Raw genomic sequence first — 22,254 nt, 5'->3', positions numbered from 1 at the left:
CCCGCTTGCGCCAACTAGCTGGGGCGCACGCGCCGTTGTGCGGCGGGGGCGGCGTCCAGGCTGCTGCCCGTGACCACCCAGTAGATGAAGATCAGCACCGCGCCGGCCGTGCCGAACACCGTGAGGCCCATGTAGCTGCCGCCCAGCGAGAGCGCGTCGACCGGGGCGGCCGCCGTGCAGATCATGCTGGCCGCGCTCATGCCCACGTAGTGCATGGTGCACACCGCCACGCCCATCACGGCGGCGGCGGCCACCTGGTGGCTCAGCTTGCGCAGGTTGAAGGCCAGCCACAGCGCCGCGGCGGCGGCCGTGATGGCGATGACCACCGACAGCGCGACCATGCTGAAGTCGAAGCTCATCGTGGCCCGCATGTTCATCGCGAACATGCCCATGTAGTGCATCACGCACACGCCCAGGCCCGCCAGCAGGCTGCCGGCCAGCCAGCCCGAGCGGCTGAACTTGGCGCGCCCGCCCGCCAGGTACAGCGCAATGCCCGAGATCAGGATGGCCGCCACCAGCGACACGATGGTCAGCGGCATGTTGTACGCGATGCCGAAGGGCAGCCGGTAGGCCAGCATGCCGATGAAGTGCATCGACCAGATGCCGATGCCCCCCAGCGCCACCGCGGCACAGGCCACGATGGCCAGGTTGGGTTTGCCGTCGGCGCCGACCATGCGCCCGGCGCAGATCAGGGCCACCAGCGAGCCGAAGAAGGAAATGACGAACGAAAGCGCGACCAGCCCCAGGGAGTATTCGGGCGATAGCACTTGGCCTACGACGAGTGGAGTCATGCGATGTCCCTTCGGAAAGAGCGCTTCGCAGACCCCGACTGCCCTATGCGATCGGAACGCTGCGACGCGTCCCGACCAGTTTGTAATATGTGTTTATAAAAGTAAACAGAAACTTGTACTAATTGTTACCCTGAATGACAGGCCGAATTCGATAGATCGAATTGTTCCTGTCGGCCGCCACGTAGACCGTGCCGTCGCGGCCCACGGCCACGCCCGTCACCACGTAGGGCGGGGGCAGGCCGGGCCCGGCCGCCAGGCCGATGGGCAGGTTCTCGGCGACGGTGCGGCGGGTGCCGGTGGCCGGGTCGATCTCGACCAGCCGGCGTGCCGCGCTCTCGGCCACGATGAAGCTGCCCCACGGCGTCTGGGCCAGGCCCTCGGGCAGCGCCAGCCCGTCGGCCACGGTGCGCAGCGGCGCGCTGGCGTCCAGCGGAATGCGCAGCAGCTTGCCGGCCGCCTCGGTCACGTAGAGCGCGCCGTCCTGGCCGACCACCAGTTGCACCGGGCCGTTCAGTCCGCTAGCCAGCACTGACTTCTCCGCAAACTTCGGCCCGCTGGCGCGGGTGATGCTGCCGGTGGCGAGTTCGGCGTAGATCACGCTGCCGTCGGGCATGGGCAGCGCATCGAACGGGGCCTTCAGGCCGTGGATCGTCTCGATCGTCTTCAGCGTCTGGCGGTCGACCAGCTGCACCGAGCCCGTGAACCACGAGGTCAGCGCGAACAGCCTGGGCGACAGGCCGACTGCGAAGGGGTAGTCGAGTTCGGGGTCGCGCTGCATGCGGAACACGTCGCGCACCTCGCCGGTGCGCACGTCGACCTGCCGGAAGCCGAAGACGTCGGCCACCCACAGGTCGTTGCCGTCGATCTTCAGGCCCGCGGGCACCGCCACCTTGCCGCTGGTGAGCGTGCGCAGCGCGCCGGTGGCGGGGTTGAAGGCCTGCACCTCGTTGTTGGCCATGTTCGAAACGTAGATGGTCCCGTCCGGAGCGATGGCCAGGTTGTCGAGCGACGGGCGCAGCTGCTTGGCCACGGTCTTCTTGCCGCTCGCAAGATCGACCTTCACCAGTTCGCCGCTGCGCGCATCGACCACCCAGAGGTTGCCCTTGCCGTCGAGGTTGGCGGCGGCCGGGATCTTGAAGCCGTCGGCGATCACGGTCAGATTGCCGTTCGCCGGGTCGATCTTCACGACCTGGCCCTTGAACCACAGCGGGCCGTAGAGCAGGCCGTCGGGCCCGACCTCGAAGCCGTTGAAGCCGCCCATGTCCTTCTTGATGAGCCGGGGCGGCTGCTTGCCTTCGCGGTCGATCTCCCACAGCGCGTCGCCCAGGAACACCTGCGAGGCGTAGAGCTTGCCGTTCTTGCGATCGAAGTCGAGCGAGTTCAGCCCGGGCAGATCCTTGGCGAGCACGCGCAGCGGCGCGCTGTCGTTTTCGCGGTAGCGCAGCATGCCCATGAGGTAGTTGGTCCAGGCCAACTCGCCCTTCGGGCCGACCGCGATGTCGTCGGCCTGGCCCTCGGGCGCATCGATCAGCACCTTGGCGGCGCCGGTCTGGCGGTCGACCTCCCACAGCGTGTTGCCGAGCACGGAGCCCGCCAGCAGCCGGCCCTTCGCATCGATGGCCAGGCCGTGCACGCCCGCGAAGGACGACGGGGCCACGAGCACCTCGGGCGCGGCCCACGCGGCGGGGCGCTTGGGTGGCGGCGACAGCGAACTGCAGGCGGCGAGCAGGGCGAGGGCGGCGGTCAGCGCGGCAGCGCGGATCGAGCGACGGGGCATGGCGATCTCCTCTGGGGTTGGCGTTGTGGATGCGGCAGTGCGCCCGCAGTCTAGGAGCCGGAAGAGGCCGCGCAGTCGCTCGCGGGACAAGACGCGGACTTTCGTCCGCTGCGGATAACCCGCAGCACCCGGTGATTCTTCAGCCGCGCAGCAGCTGCGTCGCCGTGTGGATCAGCAGCCCCACCAGCCCGCCCACCAGCGTGCCGTTGATGCGGATGAACTGCAGGTCGCGCCCGATGTGGCGCTCAAGCTCGTCGGTCATCTCGTGCGCGTTCCACTCGCCCACGCGCTCCTCGATGTAACGGCGGATGTCTTCCCGGTAGCGTTCGATGGCCGCCGGCGCGGCGGCTTCGAGCTGCTCGTTGATCCAGGCGCGGATCGCCGCGTCGTTCTGCAGCCGCTGGCCCAGCGCGCCGGCCATGGTGGCGATGCGCTGGCGGATGGTCGAGTCGGGGCGCCCCAGGTCGTCGTGCAGCCAGCCCAGCAGCTCGCCCCACAGGCCGTGCAGGTAGTCGCCCAGCGCGGGGTGCGCGATGAGCTCGGCGCGGATCTGCTCGCCGCGCTGCTGGAACTCGGGGTCCAGCTTCAGGCGCACCACGAAGTCGTCCACGAAATGGTCGAAGCGCTTGCGCATCGGGTGGTCGGGCTCGGCCGCCAGTTCGGCCAGCGTGCGCGCGATGGCGGCCACGATCTTGCGCGTGGCGAGCTTGGCCGCCACCTGGTCCAGGCCCACGTAGCGCAGCGTCTTGATCTCGCGCGCGATGGCCTCGGTGATGTGCGCCTGTACCTCGTCGCCGTCGAGCAGCTCGGCCACCTGCTGCAGCACGTCGTCGAGCAGCGCCTGGTGGCGCCCGCCGGCCGTGAGCGCATCGAGCGCCTGGCCCGTGAGGCGCGAGAGGTCGATCTTGGCCAGCCCGGTCGCGGCGGCGCGGCCCATGAAGTCGCGCACCCGTTCGTCGTCGAAGGCGGCTAGGCCGTAGCGCGTGGCGGCCACGCCCCATTCGCCGAGCCGCTCGCCGCTGGCGGGCCGGGCCAGCCACTCGGCGATGCGCCCTGCCGCGTCGAACTGGCGCAGCTTGGCCAGCACCTGGGCGGTGCTCAGGAAGTTGTCGCAGATGAAGCCCGCGAGCTTGGCGCCGATGCGGTCCTTGTTGCTCGGGATGATCGCCGTGTGCGGGATCGGCAGGCCCAGCGGGTGGCGGAACAGCGCCACCACCGCGAACCAGTCGGCAATGGCGCCGACCATCGCGGCCTCGGCAAAGGCCGCCACGTAGCCCCAGGCCGGGTGCTGGCCGTGCAGTGCGCTGGCCAGCGCATACAGCGCCGCCGCCGCGCACAGCAGGCCGAGCGCGACGCGTTTCATGCGTTGCAGTGCGCCGCTGCCGTGGTCTTCAGCCAATGGTGTGCGAGGTCGCGAGGCGCTCCATGAACAGCTCGCAGCGCGCGAGCTGCTCGAGGCTCACGAACTCGTCGGGCTGGTGCGCCTGCTCGATGCTGCCGGGGCCGCACACCACGGTGGGGATGCCGGCGTTCTTGAACAGGCCCGCTTCGGTGCCGAAGGCCACCAGCGTGGTGCGGTCTTCGCTGGCCAGGCGCTGCGCGAGCAGCGTGACCGGATCGCCGGCCGCGCCCAGGAAGCTCGGGATCTCGCAGATCGTTTCAAACTTGAAGCCCGCGTCGGGCGCCACCTTCTTCATGGCGGGCTCGATGCTCGCGGCGTACGCCAGCACGTCGGACTGCATGCGCTTGGCGTCGGCCGTGGGCAGGTCGCGGAATTCGTAGCGGAACTCGGCGTCGCGCGGCACCACGTTGTCGGCGATGCCGCCGTGGAACTGGCCCACGCTGGCGGTGCTGAAGGGCACGTCGAAGCCGTCGTAGCGCGGCTCGCTGCGCTCGAAGTCCTCGGCCATGTCGCGCACCTTGCCGATCACGCGCGCGGCCATCTCGATGGCGTTGACCGACTTCGGCGTGAGCGACGAATGCGCCTCCTTGCCGCGCACGCAGCACTTGTAGCGGTACACGCCCTTGTGGGCGATGGCCGGCACCATGCTCGTGGGCTCGCCCACGATGCACGCCAGCGGCTTGATGCCGGCGTCGCGCATGTCGGCAATGAGTTCGCGCACGCCGAAGCAGCCGATCTCTTCTTCGTACGTGAAGGCGAAGTGCACGGCGAAGGGCGCGTCGCCCTCGAGGAAGCGCTGGGCGTTGGCCAGCGCGATCGCGATGTAGCTCTTCATGTCGGCCGAGCCGCGACCGTACAGGCGCTCGTTCTGCACCACGGCCGACAGCGGGTCCACGCTCCAGGCCTGGCCGTCCCAGGGCACCGTGTCGGTGTGGCCCGAGAGGATCACGCCGGCCGGCTTGCCCTCGCCCAGCGTGGCGAACAGGTTCGCCTTGGTGCGCTCGGCGTTGTAGGTGATGCGGCTCTTCACGCCGAGGGCGGCGAGGTGCGCCTGGGCGAAGTCGATCAGCTCGAGGTTGCTGTTTGCGCTCACCGTGTTCATGCGAACCAAGGTTTGCGCCATCAAGAGGCTCTGGGGAGAAAGCGTGTGCTGCATGCAACAGATTGTCCGGGAAGTTGAACGCCCGCGCAGATGGGTATCGGCGTTGTCACGCGCAGCGGGTAGCCTGCCTCCTCTTTTTTCTTTGTTTGGATGGAGAAGACAACATGCGCATGTCCCTGCAGATCACCCTGACCGCCGCGGCCGCCCTGAGCCTGGCTGCCTGCGGCACCACCGGCCCGGCGGCGAACAAGCTGCTCACGCTGGACGGCAACCCGCCGCTGGTCATCGCCCACCGCGGCGCCTCGGGCTACCTGCCGGAACAGACGCTGGAGTCGTACGCCCGCGCCATCGAACTGGGCGCCGACGTCATCGAGATGGACCTGGTCTCCACCAAGGACGGCGTGCTCATCGCCCGCCACGACCCCAACCTGGCGATCAGCACCGACGTGGCCAAGCACGCCCGCTTCGCCTCGCGCAAGAAGACCATCCAGGTCGACGGCGAGACCCAGACCGGCTGGTTCAGCAACGACTTCACGCTGGCCGAGATCAAGACCCTGGGCGGCATCTCGACCGACCCCGAGCGCCCGCAGGAATTCAACGGCAAGTTCAAGGTCGTGACCTTCCAGGAGATCATCGATTTCGCCAAGGCCAAGTCGAAGGAAACCGGCCGCACCATCGCGATCTACCCGGAAACCAAGAACCCGACCTACTTCCGCGACCTGGGCATGCCCATGGAAGACAAGGTCATCGCCGCCATCAACGCCGCCGGCTGGAACAGCAAGACCGCGCCCATCTACGTGCAGTCCTTCGAGCCCGGCAGCCTCAAGTACATGAAGAGCAAGGGCCTGAACACCCGGCTCATCCAGCTGATCGACGGCGACGGCATCGACATGAAGACCGGCGCCATGACCTACGCCGTGCCCGTCGACCGCCCCTACGAGTGGACCAAGGCCGGCGACAAGCGCAACTTCGACGTCATGGTCACGCCCGCCGGGCTGGCCGAGATCAAGACCTACGCCGACGGCATCGGTCCCTGGAAGCGCTACATCGTGAGCGTCAAGGGCGCCGTGGGCGCCGACGGCAAGGTGGTGGACGTCAACAAGGACGGCAAGATCAACGACGCCGACGCCACCTCGACGGCCCCCACCACGCTGATCGCCGACGCCCACAAGGCGGGCCTGTTCGTGCATCCCTTCACGTTCCGTAACGAGTCGCGCCGGCTCGCGTCCGACTACAACAAGGACGGCAAGAACGAATACGCGGTCTATTACAAGCTCGGCGTCGATGGCGTGTTCACCGACTTCACCGACACCGCGCTGGCCGCGCGCGCCGAGTACCTGAAGAGCATCGGCCGCTGAGGGTTTGCCCGGCACGGTCTTTGCGGCGCCCAGCGCAAAGCCTAGACTGTGTCTTATGAAACTCATCGACTCGCTCGTCACGCAGGCGGCCGGCATCGCGGCCGTCCGGCGTGACCTTCATGCCCACCCTGAACTCTGTTTCGAAGAAGTCCGCACCGCCGACGTGGTGGCAGGCAAGCTCACCGAATGGGGCATTCCCATCCACCGCGGCCTGGGCACCACCGGCGTGGTCGGCATCGTCAAGAACGGCACCAGCAACCGCGCCGTCGGCCTGCGCGCCGACATGGACGCGCTGCCCGTCACCGAGCTCAACACCTTCGCCCACGCCAGCCAGCACCACGGCAAGATGCACGCCTGCGGCCATGACGGCCACACGGCCATGCTGCTCGCGGCGGCGCAACACCTAGCGAAAAACCGCAACTTCGACGGCACCGTCTACCTGATCTTCCAGCCGGCCGAAGAGGGCGGCGGCGGCGCGCGCGAGATGATCAAGGAAGGGCTCTTCGAGCAGTTCCCCATGGACGCCGTCTTCGGCATGCACAACTGGCCCGGCATGAAGGCCGGCCAGTTCGCCGTGAGCCCCGGCCCGGTGATGGCCTCGGGCAACAAGTTCCATGTGAACGTGGTCGGCAAGGGCGGCCACGCCGCGCTGCCGCAGACCGGCATCGACCCGGTGCCGATCGCCTGCGAGATCGTGCAGGCCTTCCAGACCATCCTCACGCGCAAGATGAAGCCGACCGACTCGGCGGTGATCTCGGTCACCACCATTCACGCCGGCGAGACCAACAACGTGATCCCCGACAACTGCGAGCTGTCGGGCACCGTGCGCACCTTCTCGCTCGAGGTGCTCGACATGATCGAGGCCAAGATGAAGCAGATCAGCGAGCACATCTGCGCCGCGCACGACGCCACCTGCGAGTTCCGCTTCGAGCGCTACTACCCGCCGACCATCAACACCGAGGCCGAGGCCGACTTCGCGCGCCGCGTGATGGGCGGGATCGTCGGCCCCGAGAACGTGCTCAAGCAGGAGGCCGCCATGACCTCGGAAGACTTCGCCTTCATGCTGCAGGCCAAGCCCGGCGCCTACGCCTTCATCGGCAACGGCGACGGCTCGCACCGCGACGTGCACCACGGCGAAGGCCCGTGCACGCTGCACAACGCCAGCTACGACTTCAACGACGACCTCATCCCGCTGGGCGCGACCTGCTGGGTGCAGATCGCCGAGCAGTTCCTGAAGCCCGGCACCGGCGGCGCAGCGGCATGATCGGCATCGGCGAGGCCTTTTCGCCGCGCTACGCCCAGGCGCGCCAGAAGTTCCTGCAGGGCTGCGTCAGCGCCGGCCTCACGGTCGAGCCGCACGCGCACCCGCTCAAGGGCCGCGACGGCGAAGAGCTGTCGATGGACGTGGCGCTCGACGGCGATGCCAACGCCGAGCGGCTGCTGGTCGTCACCAGCGCCTGCCACGGCGTCGAGGGCCACTGCGGCAGCGGCGTGCAGGTGTTCGCGCTGCACGACGCCGAATGGCGCGAGAAGGCCAAGGCACAGGGCGTGGCGGTGCTGTACGTGCATGCGCTGAACCCGCACGGCTTTTCGTACGGCCGCCGCGTGACGCACGAGAACGTCGACCTGAACCGCAACTTCCTCGACTTCTCGAAGCCCGTGCCGGTGAACGAGCCTTACGCCAAGCTGCACCCGCTGCTGCTGCCCGACACCTGGCCGCCGACGCCGGACAACCAGGCCGCGATCGAGAAGTGGATCGACAAGCACGGCGCCACGGCCTACCAGGCGGCTGTCACCAGCGGCCAGTACCAGTTCGACGATGGCCTGTTCTTCGGCGGCAAGGCGCCCACCTGGAGCAACAAGACCATCCGCAGCGTGTTGCGCCGCCATGCAGGCAGCGCGAAGCGCCTGGCCTGGATCGACCTGCACACGGGGCTCGGCCCCAACGGCCTGGGCGAGCGCATCTTTGCCTGCCGCGACGACAAGGTGGCTTACGCCCGCGCCAACGCCTGGTGGGGCACGCCGGCGGCGCCCGTCACCTCGATCTACGACGGCTCCTCGACCTCGGCGCTGCTGCGCGGGCTGATGTGGGACGCCGTGTACGAAGAGTGCCCGCAGGCCGAGTACACCGGCATCGCGCTCGAATACGGCACGCTGCCGATGCTCGAGGTGACCGGCGCCCTGCGCGCCGACCACTGGCTGCACAAGCACCCGGACGCACCGGCCGACCTGGCCGATGGCATCCGCGCGCGCATGGTGGAGGCGTTCTACACGGACTCCGACGCCTGGCGCGGCCAGATCGTGAGCCAGGCGCGGCAGGCGATGTTCCAGGCGGTGGACGGGCTGAGCAGCTGAACCTGAACGGCCCGGGCGCGCGCTCTGGCGTGCTTCCGCCGACGCGGTACCTTGCTCCGCGAATGTCCCCCGGCCTGCGGCCTCCTCCTTGATTTCGCTGCGCAAGGCACCGCATCGACGTGAGCGTTGGGCTGTGCGGTTGTTGATCGACTGCACACCAGCGCTGCGTCCCGTGCACAGGACACTGGGTGCTTCCCGCAGCGAAATCAAGGAGGAGGGCGAAGCCCGGAGGACATTCGCGGAGGGAAGTACCCGGTGGCCTGTGCACGCGCCCCGAACCAGAGCGCGAAAAAACTACGTCCGCACCCGCCCGTCAGCAGTCAGCATCGACAGCTCGACAAACTTCGAAGCCACATGGCTCTTCGAAGAGAACGACACCTCGAAGCCGCCGAACTGCTGCCGCTCGATGCTTTCCAGCCCCGCGATCAGCCCGTCGCGCGTGCCCTTGCCGCCCGGTGCGCGGCGCAGCCCCTCGGTCAGCACCTTGGCGGCTAGGTAGCCTTCCATGCTCGAGAAATTGGCGCTCGCGCCGCCGCCCGCCTTGCGCACCGCTTCGGTGAACTCGCGGGCCAGCGCGTTGGCCTGGTTGTAGGGCGAGGGCACCACCTGCGTGACCATCACGCCCGCGGCCTCCTTGCCCAGTTCGTCCGCCAGCGCCTGCGTGCCCACGAACGAGAGGTTGAAGAACACACCGCCATAGCCCGCCTTGCGCATCTCGCGGATGAACGCCGCGCAGGCCTTGTAGGCGCCGACCTGGACCACCGCCGCCGGCTGGCTCGCCATGATCGTCTTCACCGCCGCGGCCACGTCGGCCGAGTTGCGCTCCACCGTGGCCAGCGCCACCGGCTTGAGTTCCTGCTGGGCCAATGCCAGCGTCACGCCGTCGAGGCCGGCCTTGCCGTAGGCGTCGTTCTGGTAGAAGACCGCGATCTTCTTCATGCCCAGGTGGGTGAGCTGTTTCACCATCAATGCCGTCTCGTCGTTGTACGAAGCGCGCAGATGGAACACGTTGCGGTGAAAAGGCTCGCGCAGCGACATCGCACCCGTGAACGGCGCGATGAACGGCACCTTGTCCTTCACCGCCAGCGGCAGCGCGGCCAGGCTGGTCGGCGTGCCGATGTAGCCGAACAGCGCGAACACGTCTTCACTGATCAGCTTCTGCGTGTTGGCCGCGCAGCGGTCGGGCTCGTAGCCGTCGTCCAGGTTCTTGATGACCACGTCGCGCTGGCCCGGCTGGGCGTTGTACTGGTCCAGGAACAGCTTGGCGCCCTGGTGGAACTGGATGCCCAGCTGCGCGGCCGGCCCGGTGAACGGCGCCGACTGGCCCAGCACCAGCGGCGTGTCGCCCTGCGCCCGGGCGATGCCGAAGCCGCCCAGCGTGGCGGCGGCCGCCGTGGCGATCGAAAAATGCCTGCGATTCAATTGCATCGTCATGGTGAAATCCTCCCTCTGCCCTGTGTGTTGATACTCAAATTAGACTTGTCCGATGGCCCACGCAACGGATTCCCTCCTCGACACGCCCGACGCCTCCGCACCTTCCACGGTGCTGGGCGCCTGCCCGCACGATTGCCCCGACACCTGTGCGCTCGTCACCACCGTCAAGGACGGCGTGGCGGTGAAGCTGCAAGGCAACCCCGCCCACTCGCACACCGGCGGCGTGCTGTGCACCAAGGTGTCGCGGTACATCGAACGCAATGACCATGCCGAGCGGCTCGTGCAGCCCCTGAAACGCGTCGGTCCCAAGGGCAGCGGCCACTTCGAGCCCGTCTCGTGGGAGACGGCATTGGACGACATCGCCGCGCATCTTCGGGGATTGCAGACTGAACCGGAAGCAATTCTCCCCTACAGCTATGCGGGCACCATGGGCCTCGTGCAGGGCGAATCGATGGACCGGCGCTTCTTCCACAAGCTGGGCGCCTCGCTGCTGGACCGCACCATCTGCTCGATGGCGGGCGGCGAGGCCATGGTCTACACGCTGGGCGCCAAGGTCGGCATGCGCATCGAGTTCTTCGCCGAGGCCAAGCTCATCCTTATCTGGGGCAGCAACTCCATCGCCAGCAACCTGCACTTCTGGCGCCACGCCCAGGCCGCCAAGCGCGCCGGCGCGCGGCTGGTGTGCATCGACCCGCGCAAGACCGAAACCGCCGACAAGTGCGACGAGCACATCGCGCTGCTGCCCGGCACCGACGCCGCGCTGGCGCTGGCGCTCATGCACGAACTCATCGTGCACGACTGGCTCGACCACGACTACATCGCCAACCACACGCTGGGCTGGGAGCAGCTGCGCGAGCGCGCGCTGCAATGGCCGCCGTCGCGCGCGGCCGAGGTCTGCGGCATTCCCGAGGCGCAGATCGTGGCGCTGGCCCAGGCCTACGGCACGACCAAGCCGGCCGCGATCCGCCTGAACTACGGCATGCAGCGCGTGCGCGGCGGCGGCAACGCGGCGCGCGCCATCGCCTGCCTGCCGTCGCTGGTCGGCGCCTGGCGCGACCGCGCGGGCGGCCTGCTGCTCAGCAGCTCGGGCCACTACCCGGTCGACCGCGCCGCGCTGCAGCGCCCCGACCTGCTGGCCGGGCGCAAGCCGCGCACCATCAACATGAGCACCATCGGCGACGCGCTGCTCGACGCCGCCAGGCCCGTGAAGGCCGTCGTGGTCTACAACAGCAACCCGGTGGCGGTGGCGCCCGAGTCGGCCAAGGTGGTGGCGGGCTTCGCGCGCGAAGACCTGTTCACCGTGGTGCTCGAGCAGTTCCGCACCGACACCGCCGACTACGCCGATTACCTGCTGCCCGCCACCACGCAGCTCGAGCACTGGGACATCCACTGCAGCTACGGCCACACCGACGTGCTGCTGAACCGCCCGGCCGTGGCGCCGCGCGGCGAGGCCCGCAGCAACGCCTGGGTGTTCCGCGAACTGGCGCGCCGCCTGGGTTTCGACGAGCCCTGCTTCTCGGAGAGCGACGAGTCGCTGTGCCGCACCGCCTTCGCCGAGAAGGCGATCGACTTCGACCAGCTGCGCACCCAAGGCTTCACCAGCCTGAAGCTGGCCGAGGCACCGTTCGCCGAAGGCAGGTTCCCCACGCCTTCGGGCCGCTGCGAGTTCTTCAGCGAACGCCTGCAGGCCATGGGCATGGACGGCCTGCCCGACCACGTGCCCAACTGGGAGCCGGCCGGCAGCTCGACCGAATTCCCGCTGGCGATGATCTCGCCGCCGGCGCGCAACTTCCTCAATTCGACCTTCGTCAACGTGACCAGCCTGCGCGCCATCGAGGTCGAGCCGCTGCTCGAGATCCACGCCGACGACGCCGCTGCGCGCGGCATCGAGGACGGCGCCACGGTGCGCGTATTCAACCAGCGCGGCGAGCACCGCTGCCGCGCCGAGGTGTCGCGCCGCGCGCGCCAGGGCGTGGTGCACGGCATGGGCATCTGGTGGCGCAAGCTCGGCATGGACGGCACCAACGTCAACGAGCTGACCAGCCAGCGCCTGACCGACATCGGCCGCGGCCCGACCTTCTACGACTGCCTGGTGCAGGTCGAAAAGGCGTGATGCGACGGCTGCGCGCGCCCGCGCTGGCATTGGCCGGCGCGCTTTTTTTGAGCGGCTGCGCCGACCTCGGCTACTACTGGCAATCGGCCAACGGCCACCTCGACATCCTGCGCGCGGCCAAGCCCGTGCCCGAATGGCTGGCCGACCCGGCCGTGGGCGCGCCGCTCAAGGCCAAGCTCGAGCTCGCCCAGCGCATCCGCCGTTTCGCATCGAGCGAACTCGGCCTGCCCGACAACGCGAGCTACACCTCGTACGCCGACCTGCACCGCCCCGCGGCCGTGTGGAACGTGGTGGCCGCGCCGCCGTACTCGCTCACGCTCAAGAGCTGGTGCTTCCCGGTCGCGGGCTGCGTGGGTTATCGCGGCTACTACGACGAGGCCGCCGCGAAAACCGAGGCCGAGGCGCAGAAGACAAACGGCCTCGAAGTGGCCGTGTACCCCGTGCCGGCCTACTCCACGCTGGGCTGGATGAACTGGGCCGGCGGCGATCCGCTGCTGTCCACCTTCATCGGCTACCCCGAGGGTGAGCTGGCGCGCCTCGTGTTCCACGAGCTGGCGCACCAGGTGCTCTATGTGCCGGGCGACACCGTGTTCAACGAGTCGTACGCCACGGCTGTGGAGCGCATCGGCGGCGCGATGTGGCTGCAGCGCGAAGCCGGTGAGGCGGCACGCGCCGAATACGCGCAGTTCAATGCACAGCGGCAGGACTTCCGTGCGCTCGCGCTCAACACGCGCCGCGCGCTCACGCAGGTGTACGAGTCGCCCGAAGCCAAGGCGAAAGACTGGACAAAGGTCGAAGCGCAGAAGCAGGCCGCCATGGCCGACTTTCGCGAGCGCTACACCGCGCTGAAGGCGGCGTGGACCGGTCCGCGCCAGAACGCCTACGACGGCTGGGTGGCGCGCGCCAACAACGCGGCCTTCGGCGCGCAGGGCGCCTACGACGACCTGGTGCCGGGCTTCGAAGCCCTGTTCGAACGCGAGGGCCGAGACTGGCCGCGCTTTTACACTGCGGTGCGGCGCATCGCCGCGCTGGCTACGACGGAGGAGCGCCGCAGCGCCCTGCAGGCCGCCACGGGTATCCTGCACACCCATGCGCGCCACGGCCGCACACACGACAACAACGGAGACGACGGTGCCTGACATCCAAATCGAACGCAACCACACGCTGGGCATTGCCGGCGCCCGCGAAGTCGCGCGCCAATGGGTGCATCAGGTCGAGCAGGACTACGGTCTCGAATGCACCTACACCGAGGGCACCGACTGCGACCGGGCCCAGTTCAGCCGTGCGGGCATCGACGGCACGGTGGAGGTCACGGCCGACACCTTCCGGCTCGAGGCGACACTGGGTTTCCTGTTCAGCAGCTTCAGCGACCAGATCGAGCAGAAGATTTCGCGCAACCTCGACGCGCTGCTCGACGCGCCGCAGGGCGGCACCCGCTTCGCCTGAGGCGGAGACTCTTCTTCAGGCGATGGTGTAGCCGCCATCGACCGGCAGCGCCACGCCGCTGACCATCGCCGCGCCGTCGGACAGCAGGAACAAGATTGGCGCGACCACTTCCTCGACCTGTGCGAAACGTCCCAACGGGATGCTCTTGAGCGCCGCCGCGCTCTTGGCCGGATCGGACCACGCCTGCTCGGCCATCGGCGTGAGCGTGACGGTCGGGTTCACGCTGTTCACGCGGATGCCGTGCGGCCCGAATTCGAGGCACAGCGCACGCGTGACGGCGTCCATCGCCGCCTTCGAGGCGCTGTAGCAAAGGTGCGCGTCGAGCGCGACCAATGAGGCCTGGCTCGACACGTTGACGATGCTGCCGCGCACGCCGGCCGCGATCATGGCCCGGCCGCAGCGCGCGGCCACGAGCGCTGCGGCGCGTGCGTTGACGGCCATCACGGCGTCGAAGCTCCCGGCCTGCAGGTCGATGGCGCGCTCGATGCGTGTGGTGCCGGCGCAGTTCACTACGAGGTCGAACGCGGGCAGCGGGGCGAGCGCCTCTTCCAATGCGGTGACGTCGGCCACGTCCAGGGCCAAGGGCTGGCAGCCGGACTCGGCCTGCAATGCCTCCAGCGCGTCGGCGTTGCGGCCCACGGCGGTGACCTGTGCGCCTGATTGGGCGAGCTGTGCGGCCACTGCGCGGCCGATGCCGCTGCTGGCGCCGGTCACGAGGGCGCGCTTGCCTGAGAAGTCGAAGGTGGGTGTCATGGTGTTGTGCTCATCAAAGGTGGTGGTTCAGGGCGTGTGCACAGGCCACCGGGTACTTCCCTTCGCGAATGTCCCCCGGCCTGCGGCCTCCTCCTTGATTTCGCTGCGGGAAGCACCCGGTGTCCTGCGCACGGGAAGCGGCGCTGGTGTGCAGCCGATCAACGACCGCACTGCCCACGCTCACGTCGATGCGGTGCCTTGCGCAGCGAAATCAAGGAGGAGGGCGAAGCCCGGGGGACATTCGCGGAGCAAGGTACCGCGTCGGCGGGAGCGTCGCCCTGAACAGCGCATGCGTCATCCCAACCGATGCATCGCATCACGCAGCGCCGGGTACAGCGAGGTGTAGATCTCGAAGCGCTCCCGGTAGACCGCCTGCGCCGCAGGCTCGGGCCGCGCGCGTTCCACCAGCGTGACCCATCCACGCTCGGCGGTGGCCGCATCGACCAGCCCGGCGCCGAGCGCCGCGAGCATCGCCGCGCCGAGGGCGGCCTCGACCTCTTCCTCGATCGTGAACACGCGGTAGCCCGTGACGTCGGCCACGATCTGCATCCACAGGTCGGAATGCGCGGCGCCGCCGACCACGATCAGGCGGTTGTCCAGCGGCTGGCCGCTGCGCCGGCCGGCCTCGATGTTGTGCTGCAGCGCGAAGCTCACGCCTTCGAGCACGGCGCGGTACAGGTGGGCGCGGCTGTGCGCGAGCGAGAGGCCGAGGAAGGCGCCCTTGGCCTGCGCGTCCCAGATCGGGCTGCGCTCGCCCATCAGGTAGGGCAGGAAGACGAGGCCGTCGGCGCCGGGCGGCACGTCGACCGCGCGGCGTTCGATGAGGGCGTGCGCGTCTTCGCCGGTGCGCGCGGCCTCGGCCACTTCGGCCTGGCAGAAGGTTTCGCGGAACCAGGTGACGGCAGCGCCGGCCGTGATCGCGCCGCCGAACACGTAGCTGCGGTCCGCACCGCGGTAGACGTGCGGCATCGTGATGAGCTGGTGGCGCGCGTCCACCGTCGGGCTCACGAAGCCCCAGCACATGCTGGTGCCGATCATCGCGACATGGTCGCCGCTGCCGGTGACGCCCGTACAGAAGGTGGCAACCGCCGCATCGACGCCGCCGGCCATCAGCGGCATGCCTTCGCGCAGGCCCAGCTGCATGGCCCACTCGGCGCTCAGATGGCCCACTACCTCGCTCGATTCGACGAGCCGCGGCGGCATCATGCGCGCCGGAATGCCGAGCATGTCGAGCGCCTGCGCCGACCAGCGCCTCCGCGCCGCGTCGTACACGCCGCCGATGTTCCCCGCCGAGCTGTGGTCGACCGCGAGCTGGCCCGTCAGCCGCCAGTTGATGTAGCTGTTGGGCGGCAGGAAGTGGTGCGTCTTCGCCCACACCTCGGGCCGGTGCTCGCGCAGCCACAGCATCTTGGTGAAGCCGTAGTAGCTGTCGACGCCGTTGCCCGTGATGGCCTGCAGCCGCGCCACGTCGACCGTTGCGTTCACCGCGTCGACCTCGGCGGTGGCGCGGCGGTCCATCCAGATGAGGCAGGGGTGCAGCGGGCGCATGGCCTCGTCGACCGGGATGCCCGCGCCGCCGTAGAGGCTGCTCACGCACATCGCAGCGATGTCGGTGGCCGCGATGCCGCCTTGCGCCACGCAGGCACGCACGCTCTCGCACACGGCGTCGAACCAGACCTCGCAGTCCTGCTGCGCCCACAGCGGCTTCGGCGTCTCGGGCTGGTAGGCCACGCTCGCCTGCGCGTGCACCTTGCCGTCGATGCCGACCAGCAGGCACTTGGTGCTCTGCGTGCCGATGTCGACGCCGACGACGTACTTCATGACACTGCGCGGGGCTGCGGCTTGAGCAGCACCTTGATCGAATCGAGCGAGTTGGCCAGCGCGAAGGCGCGCTCCCACTCGGTCAGCGGAAAGTCGTGCGTCACGATGCCCTTCGACGTGACGAGCCCGCGCGCCAGCAGGTCGATGGCGACCGGGTAGCAATACGGGCCCAGGTGCGCGCCGCGCACGTCGAGCTCCTTGCGGTCGCCGATGATCGACCAGTCGGCGCTCGTCTCCGAACCGAACACGCTGAACTCGACGAAGCGGCCGAGCTTGCGGATCATGTCCAGGCCCTGCGTCACGCCGATGGGCGCGCCGGTGGTCTCGATGTACACGTCGCAGCCGTAGCCTTCGGTGAGGCCCTTGACGATGGCATCGGCGTTCTCGGTCTTCGGGTTGATGACCACGTCGGCGCCGTACTGCTTCGCGAGTGCCAGGCGCTCGGGAACGAGGTCGATCACGATGAGCTTCTTCGGTGTCTTGAGCGCTGCCACCTGCGTCATCATCAGGCCGAGCGGGCCGGCACCGGCGATCACCACCACGTCGTCGAGCTGGAGTTCGCCGCGGTTCACCGTGTGGATCGCGCACGCCAGCGGCTCGATGATGGCCGCGTCTTCCAGCGAGATGCCGTCGGGGATCTTGTGCACGCGCGAGGTCGGCGGCAGGCGCATGTAGTCGGCCATGCCGCCATCGGCCACGGCGCGCTGGAAGCCGAAGATGTGGTGCACCTCGCACATCCAGTACTTGCCGCTGGTGCAGAAGCGGCACTTGCCGCAGGGCACGATCTGCTCGGCGATCACGCGGTCGCCTTTCTCCACGCCGAAGTGCTCCGCCGCGCCCTCGCCCAGCGCCTCGACATAGCCGAAGAACTCGTGGCCGGGAATGACCGGCGCTTTGACCCACGAGGGCTGGCCGTCGCCACCCCAGAACATCTTCGCGCCCGAGTGGCACTTGCAGTCGGAGGCGCAGATGCCGCAGGCCGCGATGGAAATGAGCAGTTCGTTCGGGCCGATGGTGGGCATCGCGACGGTTTCGAGGCGGTAGTCCTTCGGGCCGTGGCACACGACGGCTTGCATGGCGGCGAGTTCGCCGATGGCGCCCGTGGCGCCGGGCTGGAGCTTTTGATACGACATGGATTCCTTGAGTCGAGGGAGGTACGAAGAAGCGGGGAAGAGATCAGCGGCGGGCCTCGCGGCTGATGAAGATGGCGAGCAAGACGATGCCGCCCTTGATGATCAATTGCAGGTACGGCGACACGCCGATCATGTTGAGACCGTTGTTGAGCACGGCCAGCAGCAGCGCGCCGACCAGCGTGCCCACGATGGCGCCGCGGCCGCCCGCGATGGACGTGCCGCCCATCACCACCGCCGCGATGGCGTCGAGCTCGAAGCCCACGCCCACGCCGGGCTGGCCGCTGGTGACGCGCGCGGCCTGCACGATGCCCGCGATGGCGGCCGTGAGGCCGCTGAGCACGTACACCAGCAGCTTGTAGCGCGACACGCGCACGCCCGACAGCCGCGTGGCTTCCTCGTTGCCGCCGATGGCGTACACGTAGCGGCCGAAGGGTGCCATGTTGAGCAGCACGTAGGCCACGAGGTAGGTGGCCAGCATGATGAGGATCGGCACCTTCAGGCCCGCGAGCGTGCCGCTGCCCAGGAAGGCGAACGACTCGGGCAGGCCGTCGATCGGGTAGCCGCCGGTGTAGATCAGGGCGATGCCGCGCGCGATGCCCATGGTGGCCAGCGTCACGATGATCGGCGGCATGCGCAGGTAGGCCACGCAGTAGCCGTTGAACAGGCCGATCACCGCGCCCACGCCGAGCCCGAGCGGCACGGCGAGCACGGGCGGCAGGCCGAAGTGCACCATCAGCCCCGAGGCCAGCGTGCCCGACAGCGCCACCACCGCGCCCACCGAGAGGTCGATGCCGCCCGTGAGGATCGCGGCCGTCATGCCCACCGCGATGATCGCGTTGATGGACGACTGCAGCGCAATGTTCTGCAGGTTGCTCACCGAGAGGAAGTTGTCGGTCGCCACGATCATGAAGACCGAGATGGCAATAAGGCCGACCAGCGGCAGGAAGGCCGTCGAGCGGCGCAGCTGCGTGAAGAACCCGCCCGCGGGCACGGGCGGCGTGGGATGGGTGGCGGTGGCAGTCATGGGGGGCTCCCGGAGGAAGAGGGAAGGGAGGGAGAAGAAGACGTCGCGTGGCGCATGATTTCGCCCGCGTTGATCGCGCCGCCCGTGAGCGTGGCCACGATGGCGCCGCCCGAGAACACGGCGACGCGGTCGCACAGGCCGACGATCTCGGGCAGTTCGCTGGAGATCATCAAAATCGACTTGCCCTGGCGCGTGAGTTCGCGCATCAGCTGGTAGATCTCGGCCTTGGCGCCCACGTCGATGCCGCGCGTGGGCTCGTCGAAGATCAGCACGTCGCAGTCGTGGCCGAGCCAGCGCGCGATCACCACCTTCTGCTGGTTGCCGCCCGACAGCGTGGCCACGCGGGTGTCGATGCCCGGCGCCTTCACGCCCACGCGGCGCGAGAGTTCATCGGCTGCGCGCTTCTCCGATGCCGTGTCGACCACGCCCGCGCGGCGGTGCCGCCCGAGGTTGTTCAGCGAGATGTTGAAGCGGATCGTGAAGTCGGTGATCAGCCCTTCGACCTTGCGGCTTTCGGGCAGCAGGCCGATGCCGTGCGCGAGCGCCTGCGTCGGGTCGTCCAGGCGCACGGGCTGGCCGTTGCGCAGCACCGTCTTGCGGTGCGTGCGGTCGGCGCCCATCATGCCCAGCGCGAGCTCGGTGCGCCCCGAGCCCACCAGCCCCGCGAAGCCGAGGATCTCGCCCGCGTGCAGGTCGAAGCGGTTGACCGGGCCGTCCTTCACGAGCTGGATCTCGGGCACCTCGAGCACCTTGCGGCCGTTCGGCGCGGGCTGCGGCTTGGGCGGAAAGCTCTGTTCGATGCGCCGGCCCACCATCATCTCGACCAGCGCGTCGACGGTCGTGGCGGCCACGTCGACATGCCCGGCGTTGGCGCCGTCGCGCAGCACGCTGATGCGGTCGCACACCTCGAAGATTTCATCGAGATGGTGCGAGATGAAGATCATCGCCACGCCCTTGGCGCGCAGTGCGCGCATCACCTTGAACAGGTGCTCGGCCTCGTTGGGCGTGAGCGTGGCGGTGGGTTCGTCGAGCACCAGCAGCCGTGCCTTCAGCGACAGCGCCTTGCCGATCTCGACGAACTGCTGCTGCGCCACCGAGAGCTGGCAGATCGGCACGCCGAGGTCGATCTGCACGCCCAGTTCGTCGAACACCGCGCGGGCTTCGCGCTGCATCGCCGCCTGGTCCATGAGGCCGAACCGGTTCGTGAGGTAGCGGCCCAGGAAGATGTTCTCCACCGCGTTCAGGTACGGCACCAGGCTGAACTCCTGGAAGATGATGCCGATGCCCGCCGCGATGGCGTCGCCGTAGCCGGCGAAGTGGCACTCGGTGCCGTCGATGACGATGCGGCCCTCGTCGGCCCGGTGGATGCCGCCGAGGATCTTCATCAGCGTCGACTTGCCCGCACCGTTCTCGCCGAGCAGCGCGTGCACCTCGCCCTGGCGCACCGAGAGGTCGATGTTCGACAGGGCCTTCACGCCCGGGAAGCGCTTGGACACGCCCTCGAGCCGCAGCATCTCCCGGGGTGGTTCGTACGTGGTGGTCACGAGCGGCGCGTCCGAAGGCTTACCAGCTGAAGGTCTTGGCGCCTTCGGCGTCGATGAGCTTCACGTCGACCGGCACGGCCGCGGGCACGTTGGCGCCCCACTTCTTGGCCAGCGCGATGCCGATGGCCAGGCGGATCTGGTCGCGCGGGTACTGCGCGGTGGTGGCGATGAACTTCGAGCCCGCCTTCTGCATCGCCTTGATGGCCTCGGGCGCGCCGTCCACGCTGGTGAGCTTCACGTCCTTGCCGCTGGCCTCAATGGCCGCGAGCGCGCCCATCGAGCCGCCGTCGTTCACGCTGAACACGCCCTTGAGGTTCTTGTTGGCCTGCAGGATGTTCTCGGTCACGGTGAGCGCGGTGGCGCGCTCCTGCTTGCCGTTCTGCGTGCTCACGACCTTGATGCCGGGGTACTTGGCCAGCGCTTCGCGGCAGCCCTTCACGCGCTCCAGGATCGGCACGACCGGGATGCCGTCGAGGATGGCCACGTCGCCCTTCTCGCCGATGTTCTTCGCGAGGTACTCGCAGGCCAGGCGGCCGGCGTCGAGGTTCTTGGAACCCACGAACGAATCGACCGGGCCTTGCGCGTTGGCATCGACCGCCACCACGATCACGCCGGCCTTCTTGGCCGAGCGCACCGCCGACTGCACGCCGGCCGAGTCGGTCGGGTTCAGCAGCAGGATGTCGATTTTCTTCTGGATCATGTCTTCCACGTCGCCGATCTGCTTGGCCACGTCGTGGCGCGCATCGGTGGTGACCACGGTGGCGCCGATGCTGGCGGCGGCTTCTTCCAGGGCCTGCTTCATCGTCACGAAGTAGGGGTTGTTCAGTTCCTGGAAGGTCATGCCGATGCGCAGCGGCTGCTTGGGCGCCTGGGCCAGTGCGGCGGTGGTGCCGCAGGCGAGGGCGGCGACGAGGGCGGTGGCTTTGAGAAGGCTCTTCATGGGGTTGTCTCCTTGAGGTTGGTTGTGTGACGGTCTGCAAAAAAACGCGGGCAAAGGGGCGCCCTGCGCGGCGCGGAGTGCGCCGCGCCAGGAACGACGCGGGGAACACGGGGCGGCGCGCTACGGCGGGCTGTTGGCGGCGCGCGATGCAGCGAGCTGCATGCGATGGAAATGGCGGAACTTGGTCGGCGGCATGCGCTTGTGCAGCAGGAACTGCCGGTTGAAGTTCGACACGTTGTTGAAGCCCACGTCCATGCAGACGTCGAGCACGGGCTTGTCGCTGTTGGCGAGCAGTTCGCAGGCGCGGCCGATGCGCAGCCGGTTCACGTAGCGCACGAACGACTGCCCCGTGTGCTTGCGAAACGACCGCGAGAACGCGCTCGGGCTCTGGCCCACCAGCTCGGCCAGCATCGGCTCGCGCAGCTCGTCGCCCAGGTTGGCGGCGATGTGCGCCAGCACGTTGTTGATCGCGTGCGACATGAAGGCCTTGGGGTCGGGCGTGAACGCGGGGCTGGCCAGCCGCTGGCGGTCGTCGCTGGCCACCAGCAGTTCGAACAGCGACAGCAGCAGCACCACGCGGCGCAGCCCGCGCGCCTCGAGCAGCGCTTCCATGATCGGCTTGGCCGCAGCGGCGGTGGCGGCCGAGAAGAGCAGGCCGGAGGCCGACTCGGCCAGCAGCGGCTCGATGCGGCGGAACTCGGGGAAGGTGGCGGCCATGTTGCGCACCAGCGCGGCCGGGAACTGGATCACGATGCCGCGGCGCTCGACGCTCTGGCCGGCGGGCACGTCGCTGATCCAGTTGTGCGGCAGGTCGGGGCCCATGAACACGAGGTTGCCCGGCTCGAAGTGGCCGACGTGGTCGCCCACGAAGTACACGCCCTGGGTCTCGACGATCAGCTGGATCTCGTACTCGGGGTGGAAGTGCCAGCGCACCGTGCGATACGGATAGCCGTGCGCCCAGGCGGTGAACGATTCGTCACCTTGGACTTCGACGATTTCCAGATCGGGTTGCATGGCCGGCGGTCTTTCCTCTGTGTATGGCCCCCGGGTTGGGGGTGAGGCGGACTGTACGAATCGCTCCGGATGCCAACAACCAGCGTTGGGGTGCGCAACTGATACTTTTTTGAGTCGCGGTCCTGCCCGGTGGCGAGGGGTGCGGCGGCTCGCTGCGCTGCAGCAAACCCCTTTCTCCTCGGGGCGTGGCGCGTGCGGGAGTGCAATTGCTGCAGTGCAAAAGAGCCGCGTCGCGCCGTGTCAAGAT

Annotated in this window: 18 protein-coding genes; 6 read left to right on the top strand and 12 right to left on the bottom strand. The window is 68.6% G+C overall.

Annotation, left to right across the window (positions count from 1 at the left end; genetic code table 11):
- Positions 1-14 precede the first annotated feature (14 nt).
- From AC1RL8_RS26685 to argE, 4 genes are all read right to left on the bottom strand, one after another.
- Positions 15-791 carry an MHYT domain-containing protein gene (locus tag AC1RL8_RS26685; protein WP_062472795.1) on the bottom strand — a complete coding sequence of 259 codons (777 nt, stop codon included), beginning with the start codon at positions 789-791 and terminating at the stop codon, positions 15-17.
- Between the two features lie 118 nt (positions 792-909).
- On the bottom strand, positions 910-2,568 hold the full coding sequence (locus tag AC1RL8_RS26680; RefSeq protein ID WP_492686638.1) for a Vgb family protein: 1,659 nt from the start codon (positions 2,566-2,568) through the stop codon (positions 910-912).
- A 139-nt stretch (positions 2,569-2,707) separates the two neighbouring features.
- Entirely contained in the window at positions 2,708-3,931 is a 1,224-nt protein-coding gene (locus AC1RL8_RS26675; RefSeq protein WP_492686639.1) for a DUF445 domain-containing protein, read from the bottom strand.
- Between the two features lie 28 nt (positions 3,932-3,959).
- Positions 3,960-5,126: an acetylornithine deacetylase gene (argE, locus tag AC1RL8_RS26670; RefSeq protein WP_095950723.1), complete on the bottom strand. Its 1,167-nt coding sequence runs from the start codon at positions 5,124-5,126 to the stop codon at positions 3,960-3,962.
- Between the two features lie 110 nt (positions 5,127-5,236).
- Here argE and AC1RL8_RS26665 point away from each other — a divergent pair, with 110 nt between their 5' ends.
- Genes AC1RL8_RS26665 through AC1RL8_RS26655 form a run of 3 tightly spaced genes read left to right on the top strand, consistent with a single transcriptional unit; the run spans position 5,237 to position 8,785 of the window.
- On the top strand, positions 5,237-6,430 hold the full coding sequence (locus tag AC1RL8_RS26665; protein ID WP_492686640.1) for a glycerophosphodiester phosphodiesterase: 1,194 nt from the start codon (positions 5,237-5,239) through the stop codon (positions 6,428-6,430).
- A gap of 55 nt (positions 6,431-6,485) precedes the next feature.
- Positions 6,486-7,694 (top strand): M20 aminoacylase family protein, encoded by a 1,209-nt coding sequence (locus tag AC1RL8_RS26660; RefSeq protein ID WP_492686641.1) that lies wholly within the window; start codon positions 6,486-6,488, stop codon positions 7,692-7,694.
- Complete coding sequence (locus AC1RL8_RS26655) at positions 7,691-8,785, top strand: M14 family metallopeptidase (RefSeq protein WP_447740330.1); 1,095 nt, start codon at positions 7,691-7,693, stop codon at positions 8,783-8,785. Before AC1RL8_RS26660 ends, AC1RL8_RS26655 begins: the two co-directional genes overlap by 4 nt.
- A gap of 294 nt (positions 8,786-9,079) precedes the next feature.
- On the opposite strand, the gene AC1RL8_RS26650 is transcribed toward AC1RL8_RS26655, so the two are convergent.
- A complete protein-coding gene (locus AC1RL8_RS26650; RefSeq protein ID WP_492686731.1) occupies positions 9,080-10,213 on the bottom strand; it encodes an ABC transporter substrate-binding protein in 1,134 nt (377 codons plus the stop codon).
- Positions 10,214-10,271: 58 nt separating this feature from the next.
- On the opposite strand from AC1RL8_RS26650, the gene AC1RL8_RS26645 reads away from it, so the two are divergent.
- The 3 genes from AC1RL8_RS26645 to AC1RL8_RS26635 are packed head-to-tail and all read left to right on the top strand — an operon-like array spanning position 10,272 to position 13,778.
- On the top strand, positions 10,272-12,332 hold the full coding sequence (locus AC1RL8_RS26645; protein ID WP_492686642.1) for a molybdopterin-containing oxidoreductase family protein: 2,061 nt from the start codon (positions 10,272-10,274) through the stop codon (positions 12,330-12,332).
- Positions 12,332-13,471 (top strand): aminopeptidase, encoded by a 1,140-nt coding sequence (locus AC1RL8_RS26640; protein WP_492686643.1) that lies wholly within the window; start codon positions 12,332-12,334, stop codon positions 13,469-13,471. Before AC1RL8_RS26645 ends, AC1RL8_RS26640 begins: the two co-directional genes overlap by 1 nt.
- Entirely contained in the window at positions 13,464-13,778 is a 315-nt protein-coding gene (locus tag AC1RL8_RS26635; RefSeq protein WP_062476134.1) for a polyhydroxyalkanoic acid system family protein, read from the top strand. The genes AC1RL8_RS26640 and AC1RL8_RS26635 overlap by 8 nt, the downstream gene beginning before the upstream one ends.
- Before the next feature lie 15 nt (positions 13,779-13,793).
- Here AC1RL8_RS26635 and AC1RL8_RS26630 read toward each other — a convergent pair whose 3' ends face one another.
- From AC1RL8_RS26630 to AC1RL8_RS26600, 7 genes are all read right to left on the bottom strand, one after another.
- Positions 13,794-14,531: an SDR family oxidoreductase gene (locus AC1RL8_RS26630; RefSeq protein WP_492686644.1), complete on the bottom strand. Its 738-nt coding sequence runs from the start codon at positions 14,529-14,531 to the stop codon at positions 13,794-13,796.
- 294 nt (positions 14,532-14,825) lie between these two features.
- Positions 14,826-16,352 carry an FGGY-family carbohydrate kinase gene (locus AC1RL8_RS26625; protein WP_492686645.1) on the bottom strand — a complete coding sequence of 509 codons (1,527 nt, stop codon included), beginning with the start codon at positions 16,350-16,352 and terminating at the stop codon, positions 14,826-14,828.
- A complete protein-coding gene (locus AC1RL8_RS26620) occupies positions 16,349-17,485 on the bottom strand; it encodes an alcohol dehydrogenase catalytic domain-containing protein (RefSeq protein ID WP_492686646.1) in 1,137 nt (378 codons plus the stop codon). The genes AC1RL8_RS26625 and AC1RL8_RS26620 overlap by 4 nt, the downstream gene beginning before the upstream one ends.
- A 43-nt stretch (positions 17,486-17,528) precedes the next feature.
- Positions 17,529-18,509: an ABC transporter permease gene (locus AC1RL8_RS26615; RefSeq protein ID WP_492686647.1), complete on the bottom strand. Its 981-nt coding sequence runs from the start codon at positions 18,507-18,509 to the stop codon at positions 17,529-17,531.
- Positions 18,506-20,023 (bottom strand): sugar ABC transporter ATP-binding protein, encoded by a 1,518-nt coding sequence (locus tag AC1RL8_RS26610; RefSeq protein ID WP_492686732.1) that lies wholly within the window; start codon positions 20,021-20,023, stop codon positions 18,506-18,508. Before AC1RL8_RS26610 ends, AC1RL8_RS26615 begins: the two co-directional genes overlap by 4 nt.
- 49 nt (positions 20,024-20,072) lie before the next feature.
- Positions 20,073-20,993 carry an ABC transporter substrate-binding protein gene (locus AC1RL8_RS26605; RefSeq protein WP_062476114.1) on the bottom strand — a complete coding sequence of 307 codons (921 nt, stop codon included), beginning with the start codon at positions 20,991-20,993 and terminating at the stop codon, positions 20,073-20,075.
- Positions 20,994-21,113: 120 nt separating this feature from the next.
- Positions 21,114-22,007 (bottom strand): helix-turn-helix domain-containing protein, encoded by an 894-nt coding sequence (locus AC1RL8_RS26600; protein WP_062476111.1) that lies wholly within the window; start codon positions 22,005-22,007, stop codon positions 21,114-21,116.
- Between the last annotated feature and the right edge of the window lie 247 nt (positions 22,008-22,254).

This window comes from Variovorax sp. GW822-FHT04E09, from assembly GCF_058800845.1.
The sequence above is the reverse complement of the archived record's forward strand: the minus strand, read 5'-3'. Positions and strand labels throughout refer to the sequence as shown.